Raw genomic sequence first — 16,094 nt, 5'->3', positions numbered from 1 at the left:
TCCTTTCAACTATTAAATTATTTTATATATGCTAACGCCAAAGCTGAAACCAAGAATATAACTGATGATACAATAACAACTCTGTTAATATAATTATCCTTAGTTAATCTTCCACCATGTCCACCGACATTAGTTTCGCCTGTTAACGCTGCCATCCCTTCTGATTTAGTTTCTTGACTCATCACTGCAATTATTATTACAATGCTGGCAATAACTAAAATTACTGAAAAAATAGTCTTCATTTATCCACCTCATTTCAATTAAGTTGATATATAAAATATAACATAGACATTCGATATTATCAAGATACTTCATATATCATTATTGCACAAAGATATTATACCACAAATTTCTTTGAATTTAATTGATAATCAGTATTGATTTATTAAAAATCATGTGCTATACTTTTTATGATATCAATTATCAATACTTATTATAGAGGTGGTTATGTTACAAGACATATTATTAGAACATTGTTATCCCACACTAAGTAATCTCAAATTTGCAAATATGATAAATGTTGATTATACAGATAGCATATTTGAAGACATATTAAAATTAAACGAAAAATTATCAGAATATAATTTTAGCTTAATTATTTTAAAGCAAACTAGAAAAAAGTTGTTGCTGTACTTAATAAATTACAATTTAATAGAAAACTATAATGATAAGAGGCTGCAAAATGCTTTGAAAAGTTATGGTTATCCTGCGGATAATTTTAATAGCAGCATAAATTTTTTAAAGAAAAGATTACTTGAAAATGAATTTCCTCATGAAATCGGATTTTTTTTAGGGTATCCTTACGAGGATGTGCTTGGATTTATTAATTACAACGGAAAAAATGAATGTATTTCTGGAAGGTGGAAAGTATATTCTGATGTGGAAAAGGCAAAAGATATATTTAAAAAATATGACTATGCTAAGCTCGTAACAAAAAGATTATCATTACAAGGAAATAACTTGTTTGATATAATAAATTATTTTAAGGAGTAAATTATGAATTTATTAATTTTATACTGGTCTCAAACTGGTAACACTGAAAAAATGGCTCAAATTATTAAAGAAGAATGTGAGTCAAAAGGATCTAAAGTCGAAATGGTATTTAGTGATGATTATAAAAACTACGATATTGACAATTTCGATGTCATTGCTTTTGGGTGCCCTGCTATGGGTGATGAAGAACTAGAAGATACTTCATTTGAACCCATGTTTTCCGATTTAGAAAATACATTAAATGATAAAAAAATTGCTCTCTTTGGTTCTTATGAATGGAACAACGGTGAATGGATGGGATTTTGGAAAGAAAGATGTATGAAAAATAATTTAAACGTTATTGATACTGTAATCTGCTATGATACACCAGATGAAAATTCTACTTCTGATATCAAAAAATTTGCAGATAATTTATTAAAATAATACTTAAAAAAGCTTGGTAGTCATTTAAAACTACCAAGCTTTTTATTAGCCTTTTAATTCATTTCTGTTTTCTTGTAATTCTTCCAATAGATTGTTCAATTTGTCTTGAGTTGTTTCCAACATTTCATCGATATATTGGATAGATTGACTCTTTAATAGTCTAGCATTGTTTTCAGCTTGAGAAGTAATTTCTTCTGCATTTTTTTGAGCTGCAATAGTAACATCGTGTTCATTTACCATTGTTTCAAATCTGTTTCGAGCTTCTTGGTCTATTTTTTCTGCTTCTTTGTAAGCTTGAGTTCTAATATTTTCAGATTCTCTGTTAGCTTCATCGATAATTCTATTCTTTTCAGCATTAGTCCATTGAGCTTGTTTGATTTCTTCTGGTAAATTTTCTCTCATATCTTTTAAAACTGATAGAAGTTCTTCTCTTTCAACCATAACTTTTTTAGAAAATGGAACTGTTGATGCTTCATCAAGTATGTCTTCCATTTCTTCTATTAACTTAATAATATCCATGTAACCCTCCTGCATTGAGCTAATTATTCTTACAATTATTATAATAAAAATATCAAATTAATTCAAGATAAAGCATTTATTTATCGTTAAATTTATCCTTTATATCGTCAATGATATTTTCTGGAACAAGTTCTGATATATCAGCGCCATAGGAAGCTATCTCTCTAACTATAGAAGACGAGAGAAATGCATATTTGCCATCTGCAACTAAAAACAATGTTTCTAATTCATTATTTAACTTCTTATTAGCCAAAGACATTTGCATTTCTGATTCAAAATCACTCACAGCACGTAGTCCCCTTATAATTGTACTACAACCTATTTGTTTTGCAAAATCTACAGTCAATCCTTCAAATTGATGAACCCTTACATTAGATAAGTGGTTACATGCTTTTTCAATCATCTGAACTCTTTGTTCAAGTGAAAAAGTGCTTTTCTTTTGAATATTTTTCACAACAGCTACATTTACTTCTTCAAAAATTTTTGCGCTTCTTTCAATAATATCCATATGTCCATTTGTAATCGGATCAAAACTACCTGGATATAATACTTTTGTTTTATTCATTATCATTCCTCAAAAAATATATATTCTTCTTTTTACCATATTGTTTTTGTTTTTCTAATTTCAAATTTTTGAAATATTCATCAGACAATTCTTTTTCGGATTCTAATATTACAAGACAATCATCATTTAAAAGATCATTATCTATTAGCATCTGAATTGATTCTTTGTAATAATTTAATCTTTCATAAGGCGGATCGATAAAAACATAATCAAATTTTAATCCTTGTCTTCTGATATTTAATAAATTTTTCTTAAAATCACCTTTAAAGACTTTTGCGAATTCCTGTGATTTTGTATGCTCAATATTTTCATTGATGCATTTTATATTATCATTAGAAGCTTCACTAAATACTACTAAATCACATCCACGACTTATGAACTCTATTCCAACTGCTCCACTTCCTGCAAATAAATCTAATGCTTTGGAATTAGGTTTTACTTGAAAAATCACGCTGAATATAGCTTCTTTTATTTTCCCTTCTGTCGGTCTTGTAAATCTATCTAAATCGGTATTTAAGTTCATACCTCTCATTTTTCCTGAAATAACTTTCATTTCTCACCTCAATTAAAAATAACATTTTCTAGTAATTTATCTTTAAACTTATTAATTTCTTCATCCAAATACATATATTCTTTAGTTTTGCATAGATCATTCGTATATATATAATCAGTTATAACAGCAGCCTTTTCTATCAATTCATAGTCTTTTTCTAGGTCTGCTATGTTTAAAAGTGGTATCCCTGATTGTCTAGTTCCTAACAAATCACCACTACCTCTCATCATCAAATCCTTTTGTGACAGTTCAAATCCGCTGTTCGTCTTAACCATAATATTCATTCTTTCCATTTGTTCATCTGAATGTGCATTGTTGATAAGAATACAATAAGATTGATCTGAAGATCTTCCCACTCTACCCCTTAGTTGATGAAGTTGTGAAAGTCCAAATCTTTCTGCATTATATATAACAATTAAATTTGCTTTTTTGACATTAACGCCAACTTCAATAACTGTTGTAGATACCAATATTTTTGTTTTCCCGTCTACAAAATCTTTCATAACTTCTTCTTTTTCCGAAGATTTCATTTTACCATGTAACATTCCAACATTTATATCAGAAAAATATTCACTAGATAACCTATTGTAAAGTTCTGTTACATTTTCTAAATCTAATGCTTCAGATTCTTCTATCAATGGACACACAACATAAGCTTGAAACCCATTTTCAACTTGTTTTCTGATAAAAGCTGCTATTCTTTTTTCATAACTAAATCCAACAGAATATGTTTCTATTACTTTTCTACCCTTAGGCATTTCATTTATTGTTGAGATATCCAAATCCCCGTAGTAAGAAAGTGCTAAAGTTCTTGGAATCGGAGTAGCTGTCATTACAAGAACATCTGGATTTTGTCCCTTGTCTGAAATTTTCTTTCTTTGACCTACACCAAATCTATGTTGCTCATCGGTAATTACGAGTCCAAGCTTTTTAAATTCTACAAAATCTTGAATTATTGCATGTGTACCAACTATGACATCAAAATAACCCGACTTTATTCCTTCTAAAACAGAATCTTTTTCCGATTTTGTTAAATCAGATTTTAATAAACAAACTTTTAGCCCAAATTTTGAAAAATCATCAGATAGGCTTTCATAATGTTGTGTCGCTAAAATATCTGTTGGAGCCATAAAAGCTGATTGATAACCACTTGAATATGATTTGAATATCGCTGCTTCAGCTACTATTGTCTTTCCACTTCCTACATCTCCTTGAACCAATCTATTCATTCTCTTTTCAGATGTCATATCACTTTCAATATCTTTAATTGCTTCTAACTGTCCTTTTGTAAGTTCAAATTTCAGAGATTTTATGAAAATATCTATGCTTTCGTCCGTTTTAAATTTTATATAATTTTGTTCGTTGAGTGTTGTCTTCATTGATTTCATTGCCAATTGCATTATAATAACTTCTTCAAGAACAAGAGCAGTCCTAGCTCTTTTAAATTGTGCATAATCTACAGGTTTGTGTATGTTTTTTATTGCATTTCTTTTGTTCTCAATATCGTAGTTTTTAATCATACTATAAGGAATAACATTTTTAATTTCATCAATACAATGTTTAATAGCAAAATCAATGAATTTAATCATATCATTATTTGTAACGCCTTTTTTTACTTTATAAATTGGATAAATAATGCCCAATTTCCCACCAAAAGATTTACTTAAAATTGGAGAGGATATCTTAAATTGATTTTGAACTCTATTTATTTTCCCATACAAGTAGTAGGTAGTGTTTGGTAAAATTTGATTTCTGATAAAAGGCTGATTAAACCATGACACACTGATTTTAGAAGTATCGTCAAAAGCAATAGCAGATGTTAAATTTAAATTCCTTCTAAGATACTTAGTTACAGGTTTTGAAATAAATTTAACTTTTATAACGCAGCTTTCTTCATCTCTTGTATCTATAATGTTTTTAATGACCGTTCTATTTTCGTATCTATATGGGAAATAATTCAATAAATCATTAACATCAAAAATACCCATGGAATTTAAAACTTCTAATTTTTTCTTTCCTATTCCTTTTATTTCTGATAATTGCATAACTCACCACACAAAAAAATCCCTACATTAAACATACAAATAATAGACCGATGAAAATCGATCTATTATCTGTAATTATTTGTAAGGAATTATTCTATTGAAAATACATAGTAATATAAAGGTTGAGATCCTTCAACAACCTCAATATCAATGTTTTTATATTCTTCTTCCAAACTATCCTTCAACTTATTAGCAACCATTTCATCACAGCCTTCACCGTAATAAATTGTAACCAATGAATCGTCTTTTTGAATTAGTTGTCTCAATAAATCCATTGAAACTTTATTGATATCATTACCAACCGCTCTGATATTCTTTTGGTCAAGACCTATAATGTCATCTTTCTTTACTTTTATATCTGACATATTTAAATCTTTTACAGCAAAAGTAACTTCACCAGTCTTCACTGTTGATATTACATCATTAAAGCTATCAAAATTTTCTTCTGCACTTGCTTCTTCGTTAAAAGCTAAAAGAGCCGAAATAGATTGTGGTACGGCTTTTGTTTCTACAACGAAAACTTTTTTATCAACTATTTGTTTTGCTTGATTAGCTGATAATATGATGTTCTTATTGTTAGGGAATACAAAAACTGTCTTTGCATTAACTTTTTCTATGGAATTGACTATATCTTCAGTTGATGGATTCATTGTTTGACCACCAGTAATCACTTCATCCACATTTAACATATCGAAAACTTTACTGAATCCTTTACCACTGCTAACCACTACAAATCCAAAATCTTTTTCTGGTTCTGAAGGTTTAGTAGAAGCTTGACTAATTTCTTCTTCAGTAGAATGCAAGTTTTGATGTTGTAATCTCATATTATCTATTTTGATATCTCTTAGAGCGCCTAATTCCATGGCAATTTCTAAAACTTTACCTGGATTATTAGTGTGAATATGAGTTTTGATTACTCCATCACCTTTTACAACTAGTAAACAATCACCAAAGTTTTCTAATTTTGATCTATATGAATTTTCATCTGCATCAGTCATTATAAAAAATTCAGTACAATATCCGAATTCTATTTCTTCATCTGATACAACATTCGTATTTTCATTAATAGTTCTAGAAGATTCGTCAATTATTGTTTCTGAAATCAATTTTTCGTTATCGTAATTTAACACACCTTCTAAGAATAGCATTAATCCTTGTCCACCCGCATCAACTACGTCGGCTTCTTTTAAAACAGGTAACATTTCTTTAGTTTTAAGAAGTGCCTTGTTACCTTCAGAAATAATATCTGTCAAAAATTCTTTGACATCTTCATAATTTTGATAATTTTGATCAGCAAACTCACCCATACATCTAGAAACTGTAAGAATAGTTCCTTCTGTTGGTTTCATTACGGCTTTATAAGCAGTTTTATAACTTTCTACAAATCCATCTCTTAATGCAAATATATTAAATTCAGTATAATCTTTGAATCCATTATAAAAACCTCTCATGATTTGAGAAGTAATTACACCAGAATTCCCTCTAGCTCCCATCAGAGAACCATCACTCATAGCTTTAGCTAAATTTGCAATGCTCACATCAGCTACGCCATTAACTTTTGAAATAGCTGATTTAATTGTCAATGTCATATTAGTACCAGTATCTCCATCTGGAACTGGAAAAACATTTAAGCTATTTACTATTTCTCTTTTATTTTCTAAGTTCTTAAATCCCGCTAGAAGGCAATTCTTGAACAGTGTTGCGTCATTCTTCATTGTGCCCCCTATTTTTCTTCGTTTATTCTCATATCTTGAACAAGAACATTTACACATTCAACTTCAAGACCAGTTTTATTTTCTACACTATATTTAACTGTATCAATAATATTTTGGCAAACCACAGCAATTTTAGTACCATATTCCAAAACTACAGTCAAATCTATTACAATTTTATTATTTTTTGTATAAACTTTTACTCCCTTACTCATATTGTCTTTATTGAGTAACATTAAAAATCCATCTGATAAATTTTTATAAGCTAGTCCAACAATTCCGTAACAAGTCATGGCTGTTTCACTAGCAATAGTTCTAACGATATTATCTGATATTAATATTGAACCATATTCGTTATCAATTTTAGTAGTCATATTACCTCCTATTTGTGATACCTAATTAATTATATTATACTCTTTTAGTGTTTAAGATTCTAATTTACATATTAATACTATATTATTATAACATATTTTAGCTCTAAAAGCTTGAAATTCAGTTTTAAAATATGCTATAATATCAAGAGACATTTGAAAAAGAACCAGGAGGTGTAATTATGTCCAAAAAATGTGAAATTTGTGGTAAATCAAGAACTTTCGGAAATAATAGATCATTTTCTTTAAGATCTTCAAATAGAAGCTGGGCACCTAACATCAGAAAAGTTAGAGCTTTAGTTGATGGAAAACCAAAAAGAATCAATGTATGCACTAGATGCTTAAGATCAGGTTTAGTTGAAAGACCTCAATTTATCAAAACAACAGAAGAAGAATAAAACAAAGAGTCGAAAATTCGACTCTTTTTTAATCTCTAGAATCAATCAAAAGACCATATCCTTCTATTAATTCTATATATGCTTTTTTATCTTTTATTTTATTGCTAATCGTCAAAGTTGAACAAAAATCAACATCTAAAAATTCACTGTCGTATTCAAAACCTTTTAATCTAATTTTCATTCCATTATTCGATAATACTACAATAGAAATATAATCATATTTCATAACACAATCGGTGCTTTTTCCTAAGAATTTAATTATATTATTGTTACCAATAAAAATAAGTTCAATCCCTTTTTCAAAGCATCTTTTTGAATAAATTAAATTCGACATTGTGTGATCTAATCTAGTTCCTGTTGCCCCAAAAGCATATATTGTATTACAGTTTTTTTCGATTAATATATTTATTGCGGCTTCAAAATCAGTAAAATCTTTTTTACAATTATATTTTTCAAGAATCTTGTTGTTTTCTTCTAGAAAAGCTTTATCTTTAGTATTTACAGAGTCAAAATCTCCTATAGCGAAATCAAAATCTTTGTGATAATCGGTGAAATATTTTGTTCCACCATCTACAGCTATTTTAAAATCAGACTTTTTATAATATTCTTCAAAAAGATTCTTATCAGATAATTCACCAGCGCAACAAATCAAACCAATCATTTTTTACTTACCTTTGATACAGGTTTAATTAAAATTAATATGACAACTATCGCTATAATTCCATTAGGAACAATGTAGGTAATATTATACAAGAATGAACCTAGTAAAGCAGGTATATCTTTTGGTAATGTGTCTTTGAAGAATACATAACCACTTAAAATAGCAGCCACTCCCCTCATTAAAACAGCAAATACACATGCTAAAATCATTTTAAAATTAATTTTACCGCTCAAAGTTTCATTATTACATCCTAATCCTGATAGACCTAAAGCCATGTATGCTATTGGATAATCTAGTAAGTATTGTATTGGATGAATAACATAAGGGTCGACAAAACTATCTAAAATTCCATACATTAAACCAATTACAATCCCTGGTTTAAGTCCCCATCTTAGTCCAAATAATAAAATTGGAACATATCCAGCCAAAGAAACAGATCCCCCTCTTGGCATTTTAAAAATAACAATACTGTTTAGCACAGCTGTCAGAGCTAAAGTGATAGCTCCTTCAACCATAAATCTCAAATTTTTGTTCAATATATCCTCCTGTTACTATAATTTTTCATTGTAAATATCTAATTGCGTTTCTATATTTTGATTAAAAACATCTGAACCACTTACAATTAGATTAGCCCCTGATTCTAACACTTTATCGACATTAGAAGTTTTTACCCCTCCATCAACTTCCAATATAATATCTTTTTGTGATTTTTCAATCATTTTTCTTGCATCTTTTATTTTTGAATATTGACTTTCTATGAAGGATTGTCCTCCAAATCCTGGATTGACACTCATTACTAGTATTATATCCAAATCATCTATAATATATTCACAACAATCTAATCCTGTGGATGGATTAAGTGCTAATCCACATTTTTTTCCAGCTTTATGAACAGTTTGAATAATTCTATGAGGATGAAAAGTTGATTCTGGATGAAAAGTAATTATGTCCGCCCCAGCATTCAACATGTCATCTATAATATTTTCTGGTTTATTAACCATCAAGTGACAATCAAGAATAAATTCCGGATATTTTTCTCTTATTTGTTTTATAATGGCTGGCCCAAAAGAAATGTTTGGCACAAAATTACCATCCATAACATCTAAGTGTAAATATTTTATTCCATTGTTTTTTAGTATATCTAAGTTCTTTTCTAACTCAAAAAAGTTACAAGCCAACAAAGATGGACTTAAATTAGCCATTAATACCTCCTAATTTTTTCGTATTCTTCAACTATATTCAAATAATTACCATATCTACTTTGAGATATTTCTCCAGTTTCAACAAGCCTTTTTATTTCACATTTTGGTTCATTAATGTGGTCACAATTATTGAACTTACATTTTGAACTGTTTTTTCTAAATTCTATAAAATTATTTTTGATCTCAAATTTGTCATCTAAAAAAGACAAATCAAAAGAACTAAAACCTGGTGTGTCCAAAACGTAAGTATTATCATCTACCATTTTAATTTCAATGTGTCTCGTCGTCTGTTTTCCCCTCTGAGTTTTATCACTAATTTTTCCAGAAACAAAATCCTCATTCGGAAATAATTTTTTTAAAGTACTGGATTTCCCTGCCCCACTAGGACCAATGACACAACTAATATGATTTTTGAATTCATTTAATAACTCTTCATTAGTAATTGAAGATTCATTTGAATTGAATATTACTTTATACCCACTATTTCTGTATATATCAGCATAAAATTTTTTCTCATCCTCAGATACCAAATCAGATTTATTAAATACAATGACGCAATCAATGTTGTTTTTCTCAATCATTAATAAGTATTTGTCTAGTAACATTAGATTAATATTAGGTGACTTAATGCTACTTAGAACGAAACATTTATCTATATTACTAACCTCAGGGCGGTGTAAAAGTACAGATCTTGGATGTATTTTTAAAATAAATCCAAGACCATTCTCTACGTTTATATCTACTTTATCGCCTACAACTGGAGTAATTTTCTTGTTCCTAAAATTCCCCTTTGCCTTCGAAGGATACACTTCGTTTCCAATGCTTACGTAAAATAATTCTCTTTGAATTTTAGTAATAACACCTGTTTTATCCGACATTAACTAATTCTCCATTAATATAGACTTTAATATCATTATTAGGTTTTACTTTTACTTTAATTCTTATATCTCCTTCAGAAGCGTCATGGTTTTCTTCATAGATAATGTTGTTTTCAGTTTCATCTTTGATAGTTACTGTGTAAATCCCTTTTTCTACAGGTTTACTTATTCTGAATACTTTATCAATCATTTCAGGTTCCTTTTTACCTTTACTGATTATAACATCAATTGAACTATCTTTTTTAAGTTTCTTTCCCGCATCATATTGTTGCCATATAACTTGGTTTGTATCGTATGAATTACTAAATTTCTTTTCAATATTTCCTATATTCAGTCCAATTGATTTTAATTTATTACTAGCTTGACTAATATCAGTCCCTATTAAATCAACCATTTCTACTAGCTCTTCTTTTTTACCTAAAGAAATTACAACATCAACTTTGGAATCTTTATTTATGCTAGTTCCTGCATCCGGATGTTGTTGCATAATTTTTCCAGCTTCAAAATTATCGCTGTTTTCTTTAGTTATTTCGCCAATTTCTAAGCCCAATTTATTGAGTTGGATTTTAGCATTTTCTATAGTCATATTTGATAAATTAGGTACAGATACCTGTTCCTCACCTTTGCTTACAACTAATTTTATAATAGTTCCTTTTTTTACTTCTGTACTAGACTCTGGATCTTGTTCTAATACTTTTCCTGGTTCAACATTACTTTCAGTCTTGTATTCTGAAACAACAGCAATTAAATTATTTGCTTTAGCTTTATTTAATGCTTCGTTTTCGGTTAAACCAGTCAATGCAGGAACTAAAACTAGGTCTTGCTTATTCTTGTTTATATATTTCTTGCCGAATATAAATGCAACAAATACCAATGCTGCTAAAAGTACAGGCAATAGAATCCACATAAATTTTTTAGATTTATTTTTGTTATCTTTTGTAGAAGATTGTTTAGGAGTTTTATAAACAGCTTCTTTTACTTCTGGTTGTTCATCATTTTCTTTTATAATTGGATTCTTAGTGGTTTTTTGATACAAATCAGAGGAATAGCTTTGATAATTCTTCAACATTTCTTTTAATTCTGTCGCTGATTTGAATCTATCATTAGGATCTTTTGCCATTGCTTTAACTATAATGTCATTAAGCCCTTGTGGTAAATCATGTCGAAGATTTATAGGTGGTACCAATGGATCTTGAATGTGTTTCAATGCAATTCCAACTGCATTTGGTGCGTCAAATGGTACTTCACCTGTAGCCATTTGGTACAATACAACACCTAATGAATATATATCACTTTTCTCATCAATAAATTTACCCTTTGCTTGTTCTGGTGAAATATAATGAACAGTTCCCAAAACAGTTGAAGTATATGTCAATGTTGCAGACGAAGAAATTCTTGCAATACCAAAATCTGTAGCTTTTAAATTATTAGATTTATCAATTAACATATTATGTGGCTTAATGTCTCTGTGAATTATTCCATTCTTATGAGCACATTCTAATGCACTTGCTATTTGAACTCCATAATTTACGATATCTTCAATCGGCAAAATTTGTTTTTCATCGATTATATCTTTTAATGTCTTACCATCAACATATTCCATTACGATGTAATTATATTTGCGACCATCTACATATGAACTTCCAACATCGAACACACTTACTATATTTGCATGAGTCAATGATGCAGCAGATTGTGCTTCCATAGCGAATTTTCTCAGAAAATCTTGGTCTTCCATGTATTCATTTTTTAATACTTTTACAGCGACATATCGGTTTAAAACAGTGTCCAAAGCTTTGTATACTTTGGCCATCCCGCCAACGCCGACTTCTTCTATTATCTCATATCTATCGCCTAAAACTTTACCTATCATAATTTTCCCCTTCATATAAATAAAGCGTAATAGTTATATTATCAATACCTTCGATATCATTTGCTTCATCAATCAAATTTTGAGCTATTTTATCCAAATCTGATTCTTCTTTAATAATATCAACTATATCTTCATTTTCTAATTGTGAAGTCAAACCATCTGTACACATTAATATCAAATCACCCTTAACAAGCTCAACGTTAAAAATATCTACATCTACAGTATCTTGAATTCCTAAAGATCTTGTAATAACATTTTTTTGTGCAAAATCAACAGCTTCTTCTTCAGTAATAGTTCCAGATGATAATAAATCATTCACAAGAGAATGGTCTACAGTTATTTGCTTTAATTCTTCATCCCTGTATAAGTACAATCTGCTATCGCCAACATTTGCAACAATAGCATTATCATCATGAACTAAACAAGCAACTATCGTTGTGCCCATATTTCGATGTTCAGTATTATTTTCACTGTCTTTGTAAACTTCCTCATTTGCTAAAATTATAGCTTTACGCAATGTGCTTTCGTAATCTTTTTCATTTTCGTTTTCTTTTACGTAGTTTATAACTGTTTCGACAGCTTTTTTACTTGCAACTTCACCAGCTTTATGTCCACCCATTCCATCGCACACAACAAGCAAGCTAAAATCATCTGTAATATAATTCATATGATAATCTTCATTAAGCTTTCTTACCAATCCAATGTCTGTGTTTGAAGCATATTTCATTTCACACCTCTTTTAGTCATATTGTTAATTCTTAATTGTCCACAGGCTCCATCAATATCAATGCCTTGTTTTCTTCTTATTGTTGTATTAACATTGTTTTTATTCATGTAATTCATAAACTCCATCATCTTGTTTCTATCTGGAGATTTTTGATTAAATTCTTCGATAGGATTTAATGTTATCAAGTTCAAAAGACAGTTTCTATTTTTTAATAAACCGACTAGCTTGTCCATGTATTTTTTTGAATCATTTACATTTTCAATTACAGTATATTCGAATCCAATTCGCCTTTTGGTTTTATCAAAATAATAGTCACAAGCATCTAGAATTTCTTCAATTGAGTATTTGTTTCCAATAGGCATTAGTTGATTTCTCTCATTATCAAATGGATTATGAAGTGAAATAGTTATTTTTATACCTATATCTTCATCTGCAAGTTTAATTATTTTATCGACTAATCCACATGTAGACAATGTTATATTTCGAATAGACATATCTTGTCCTTCTTTATTCGAAATCAGATCAATAAATCTTACAACATTATCATAATTATCTAATGGCTCACCTATTCCCATTAATACCATATTGTTAATTCGTATACCCAAATCATTTTCTACCAAATATATCTGAGCACACATTTCATAAGGTTGTAAATTCCTTACGAAACTTTTCTTTGTCGATGCACAAAATTTACATCCCATTTTGCAACCAATTTGTGTTGATAAGCATATTGAAGTGTGAGTTTTATATTCCATAAACACCGTCTCTACGATATTACCATCACTTAACTCTATCAAATACTTTTTCGTGTTGTCTAATTTTGAATCAATCCTTTGGATAATAGAACAATTTTTTATATCATTGTAGTTGTCTAGTTTTTCTCTTAAATCATTAGAAAAATTAGTCATCATGTCAGGATTGAATATTCTATTTTTATGAATAGCTTGAAAATATTGCAATGCTCTGAAAGATTTTTCTCCGTTATTCACAAAAAATTCTTTCAGCTCATCGACAGTCATATTTTCCAAGACAATTTTATTTTGCATATTATTCACCAATCTAAATTATATCAAAAATCTCAAGTTTTGTAATCTATTAGTCTTTTACAAACTTTGAAATGAAAAATCCCTGTGTTCCTTTTTGGAATGGCATAAGTTTTATAAATTCATTTTTATCTCCATAAAAAACAATATCTTCTCTTTTTAAATTTAATTTGTTTTCAATATAATCTACGTTTTCTTCGTTCTCTTCTTTTAAAAGAGAGCATGTAGAATAGACTAAGACACCACCTTTTTTAAGATATTTTTCACAATTTTCAAGAATTCTTCTTTGAATTTCAACTAAATCTTCTACATCTTTTTTTATTCTGAACAACTTTATCTCTGGATTTTTATTGATAACTCCAGTTGCAGAGCAAGGTGCATCCACAAGAATTCTATCAAATTTATTTATCAAACCTTCTTGTAAAATAGTTGCATCAAAGTTCAAGTATTGAACATTTTCAACTCCACATTTATACACATTCTCCTTTATTCTATCTATTTTATTCTCATTAATATCATTGCAGTAAATAATTGATTTATTATTTGTTATCTCTTGAATGTTACATGATTTTGACCCAGGAGCAGCACAAATATCAAGAACTACGGAGTTCTCCATTGGCTCTAAAATCTCTGCACACAAACTACAAGAACCGTCTTGGATAATAAATTTACCTTCTTTAAATTCGTTCGTATCTATTATCGATTCGGGATTTTCTACGATAAAACTATCTGTTAAAAAAGGATGATCTTCTAATACAAATCCTTGCTTTTCTAAGTTAATTTTTAAATTATTTTCTTTCAATTTATTTTGTTTAATTACAAAATCAGATTTGTAAAAGAATGATTTTAGAAGTTTTTTTACAGTTTTTTTAGAATATGACTTGTTCAACATCTTAAGTAATTCTTTGTTTATGGAGAATTTTACTTCATCTTCTAAATCTTCCTCATCCAAATTAATCCTGCAAACTTCTCGTAGAACAGCATTAACATAATCTTTATAATGTGTTAAGTTGTTAGCCAATTCTACTGCTTCGTCTACTACGGCATAATCAGCCGTTTTCATAAATAGTATTTCTGTAGTTGCCATTCGTAAGATTTCCAGAACAATTTTATCCAGCTTATTCAATTCCAAATCGCTACACTTAGATATTACATAATCTATAAAAAATCTATTTTCAATTTCTGTAAATACACACCTTTTAATGTACGCGATATCTCTTTTGTCCAAATCATCATAATCATAAGTCTTTAATAATTCAGAAGAGTATCCTGATTTATTATTAATTGAATTGGTAATATTAATTATTTCGTTTCTAATATTCATAATCTCTCATTTCTTTTAATTATTTTAATTACATAATATATTTTACACTAAAACATCAAAAATAAAAAAATTGAACCTAAAAGGATTAACCTTAGGTTCAATCTACATTAATTTTTAATCTCTATCTCTTGATATTAGTATTAATCTTACCAATTGTAACAGTGAAACCAAAGCGCTTGCAATATAAGTTAATGCAGCTGCTTTTAAAACTTGTTTCGCAGGTTCTATTTCATCATCAGCTAATAGTCCATTTGATAAAGCTCTTATCGCTCTGCTACTAGCATCAAACTCAACTGGCAATGTAACTAGTTGAAATAAAACAGTCGCTGAAAACAAAATAATGCCAAATTCAACTAATGGTCTCATACTAAACATAAATCCAAGTAAAATTAAAATCCAAACTGACTTCGATGCAAAATTCACAACAGGAAACAAAGATTCTCTAAATCTCAAGAAACCATAATTTTCCTTGTCTTGAATCGCATGACCTACTTCGTGACTTGCTACAGAAACTGCTGAAATCGACTGACTATTATACACTGCATCTGATAAAGCCAAAACTTTCTTTGATGAGTCATAGTAATCTGTCAAGCTTCCTTGAACATTTACTATTTCTATATCAGACAAACCTTCGTAATCAAGTAAAACTCTTGCCATTTCTTTTCCAGTCAATCCTTTTGAATTAGTAATTTTCTTATACTTATCAAAAGTATGAGTGACTTTGATTTGTGAGTAAAACGCCAATATCAAAGCCGGAATTAAAAGTAGCATAGTTCTATCATAATAAAAATTAAACAATGATTCCTC

At 29.0% G+C, this 16,094-nt stretch carries 19 protein-coding genes; 3 read left to right on the top strand and 16 right to left on the bottom strand.

All coding sequences use genetic code 11. The features are described from left to right. Positions 1 to 17: 17 nt before the first annotated feature. Positions 18 to 242 carry a preprotein translocase subunit SecG gene (secG, locus tag B9N53_RS02755; protein ID WP_002836307.1) on the bottom strand — a complete coding sequence of 75 codons (225 nt, stop codon included), beginning with the start codon at positions 240 to 242 and terminating at the stop codon, positions 18 to 20. Positions 243 to 447: 205 nt separating this feature from the next. On the opposite strand from secG, the gene B9N53_RS02750 reads away from it, so the two are divergent. After that, a complete protein-coding gene (locus tag B9N53_RS02750) occupies positions 448 to 993 on the top strand; it encodes a DUF3793 family protein (protein ID WP_094203577.1) in 546 nt (181 codons plus the stop codon). A 3-nt stretch (positions 994 to 996) separates the two neighbouring features. After that, positions 997 to 1,416, top strand: coding sequence for a flavodoxin (locus tag B9N53_RS02745; protein WP_094203576.1), 420 nt, complete (start codon positions 997 to 999; stop codon positions 1,414 to 1,416). A 45-nt stretch (positions 1,417 to 1,461) separates the two neighbouring features. Here B9N53_RS02745 and B9N53_RS02740 read toward each other — a convergent pair whose 3' ends face one another. The 6 genes from B9N53_RS02740 to B9N53_RS02715 all read right to left on the bottom strand — a co-directional run bounded on the left by B9N53_RS02740 (position 1,462) and on the right by B9N53_RS02715 (position 7,184). Beyond that, positions 1,462 to 1,935, bottom strand: coding sequence for a hypothetical protein (locus tag B9N53_RS02740; protein ID WP_035109473.1), 474 nt, complete (start codon positions 1,933 to 1,935; stop codon positions 1,462 to 1,464). A 76-nt stretch (positions 1,936 to 2,011) separates the two neighbouring features. Then, complete coding sequence (coaD, locus tag B9N53_RS02735) at positions 2,012 to 2,500, bottom strand: pantetheine-phosphate adenylyltransferase (RefSeq protein WP_094203575.1); 489 nt, start codon at positions 2,498 to 2,500, stop codon at positions 2,012 to 2,014. Next, on the bottom strand, positions 2,493 to 3,053 hold the full coding sequence (gene rsmD / locus B9N53_RS02730) for a 16S rRNA (guanine(966)-N(2))-methyltransferase RsmD (RefSeq protein WP_002836302.1): 561 nt from the start codon (positions 3,051 to 3,053) through the stop codon (positions 2,493 to 2,495). The genes coaD and rsmD overlap by 8 nt, the downstream gene beginning before the upstream one ends. An 8-nt stretch (positions 3,054 to 3,061) precedes the next feature. After that, a complete protein-coding gene (gene recG / locus B9N53_RS02725; RefSeq protein ID WP_094203574.1) occupies positions 3,062 to 5,098 on the bottom strand; it encodes an ATP-dependent DNA helicase RecG in 2,037 nt (678 codons plus the stop codon). An 89-nt stretch (positions 5,099 to 5,187) separates the two neighbouring features. After that, positions 5,188 to 6,813, bottom strand: a complete 1,626-nt coding sequence (locus B9N53_RS02720; protein ID WP_094203573.1) for a DAK2 domain-containing protein — start codon at positions 6,811 to 6,813, stop codon at positions 5,188 to 5,190. An 8-nt stretch (positions 6,814 to 6,821) separates the two neighbouring features. Then, the gene (locus B9N53_RS02715) at positions 6,822 to 7,184 is read right to left on the bottom strand and encodes an Asp23/Gls24 family envelope stress response protein (RefSeq protein ID WP_002836299.1); all 363 of its coding nucleotides are present in this window, start codon (positions 7,182 to 7,184) and stop codon (positions 6,822 to 6,824) included. Between the two features lie 179 nt (positions 7,185 to 7,363). On the opposite strand from B9N53_RS02715, the gene rpmB reads away from it, so the two are divergent. Further along, positions 7,364 to 7,579: a 50S ribosomal protein L28 gene (gene rpmB, locus B9N53_RS02710; RefSeq protein ID WP_002836298.1), complete on the top strand. Its 216-nt coding sequence runs from the start codon at positions 7,364 to 7,366 to the stop codon at positions 7,577 to 7,579. Between the two features lie 28 nt (positions 7,580 to 7,607). Here rpmB and B9N53_RS02705 read toward each other — a convergent pair whose 3' ends face one another. The 9 genes from B9N53_RS02705 to B9N53_RS02665 all read right to left on the bottom strand — a co-directional run bounded on the left by B9N53_RS02705 (position 7,608) and on the right by B9N53_RS02665 (position 16,085). After that, positions 7,608 to 8,240 (bottom strand): thiamine diphosphokinase, encoded by a 633-nt coding sequence (locus B9N53_RS02705; RefSeq protein WP_094203572.1) that lies wholly within the window; start codon positions 8,238 to 8,240, stop codon positions 7,608 to 7,610. Further along, positions 8,237 to 8,776 carry an energy-coupled thiamine transporter ThiT gene (gene thiT / locus B9N53_RS02700; protein WP_094203571.1) on the bottom strand — a complete coding sequence of 180 codons (540 nt, stop codon included), beginning with the start codon at positions 8,774 to 8,776 and terminating at the stop codon, positions 8,237 to 8,239. Before thiT ends, B9N53_RS02705 begins: the two co-directional genes overlap by 4 nt. A 15-nt stretch (positions 8,777 to 8,791) precedes the next feature. Next, positions 8,792 to 9,442, bottom strand: coding sequence for a ribulose-phosphate 3-epimerase (gene rpe / locus B9N53_RS02695; protein ID WP_094203570.1), 651 nt, complete (start codon positions 9,440 to 9,442; stop codon positions 8,792 to 8,794). Beyond that, positions 9,442 to 10,320 carry a ribosome small subunit-dependent GTPase A gene (gene rsgA / locus B9N53_RS02690; protein WP_094203569.1) on the bottom strand — a complete coding sequence of 293 codons (879 nt, stop codon included), beginning with the start codon at positions 10,318 to 10,320 and terminating at the stop codon, positions 9,442 to 9,444. The genes rpe and rsgA overlap by 1 nt, the downstream gene beginning before the upstream one ends. Next, positions 10,310 to 12,193, bottom strand: a complete 1,884-nt coding sequence (gene pknB, locus B9N53_RS02685) for a Stk1 family PASTA domain-containing Ser/Thr kinase (RefSeq protein WP_094203568.1) — start codon at positions 12,191 to 12,193, stop codon at positions 10,310 to 10,312. Before pknB ends, rsgA begins: the two co-directional genes overlap by 11 nt. Further along, entirely contained in the window at positions 12,183 to 12,920 is a 738-nt protein-coding gene (locus tag B9N53_RS02680) for a Stp1/IreP family PP2C-type Ser/Thr phosphatase (RefSeq protein ID WP_094203567.1), read from the bottom strand. The genes pknB and B9N53_RS02680 overlap by 11 nt, the downstream gene beginning before the upstream one ends. Next, on the bottom strand, positions 12,917 to 13,966 hold the full coding sequence (rlmN, locus tag B9N53_RS02675; RefSeq protein WP_094203566.1) for a 23S rRNA (adenine(2503)-C(2))-methyltransferase RlmN: 1,050 nt from the start codon (positions 13,964 to 13,966) through the stop codon (positions 12,917 to 12,919). The genes B9N53_RS02680 and rlmN overlap by 4 nt, the downstream gene beginning before the upstream one ends. 49 nt (positions 13,967 to 14,015) lie before the next feature. Beyond that, positions 14,016 to 15,287 (bottom strand): 16S rRNA (cytosine(967)-C(5))-methyltransferase RsmB, encoded by a 1,272-nt coding sequence (gene rsmB / locus B9N53_RS02670; RefSeq protein WP_094203565.1) that lies wholly within the window; start codon positions 15,285 to 15,287, stop codon positions 14,016 to 14,018. Positions 15,288 to 15,401: 114 nt separating this feature from the next. Continuing rightward, on the bottom strand, positions 15,402 to 16,085 hold the full coding sequence (locus B9N53_RS02665) for a zinc metallopeptidase (protein ID WP_094203564.1): 684 nt from the start codon (positions 16,083 to 16,085) through the stop codon (positions 15,402 to 15,404). Positions 16,086 to 16,094: the final 9 nt, after the last annotated feature.

The sequence above is a fragment of the Finegoldia magna genome (assembly GCF_002243175.1).
Taxonomy (GTDB): domain Bacteria; phylum Bacillota; class Clostridia; order Tissierellales; family Peptoniphilaceae; genus Finegoldia; species Finegoldia magna_J.
Note: the sequence above shows the minus strand (reverse complement) of the source record. Positions and strands in the feature narration are given on the sequence as shown.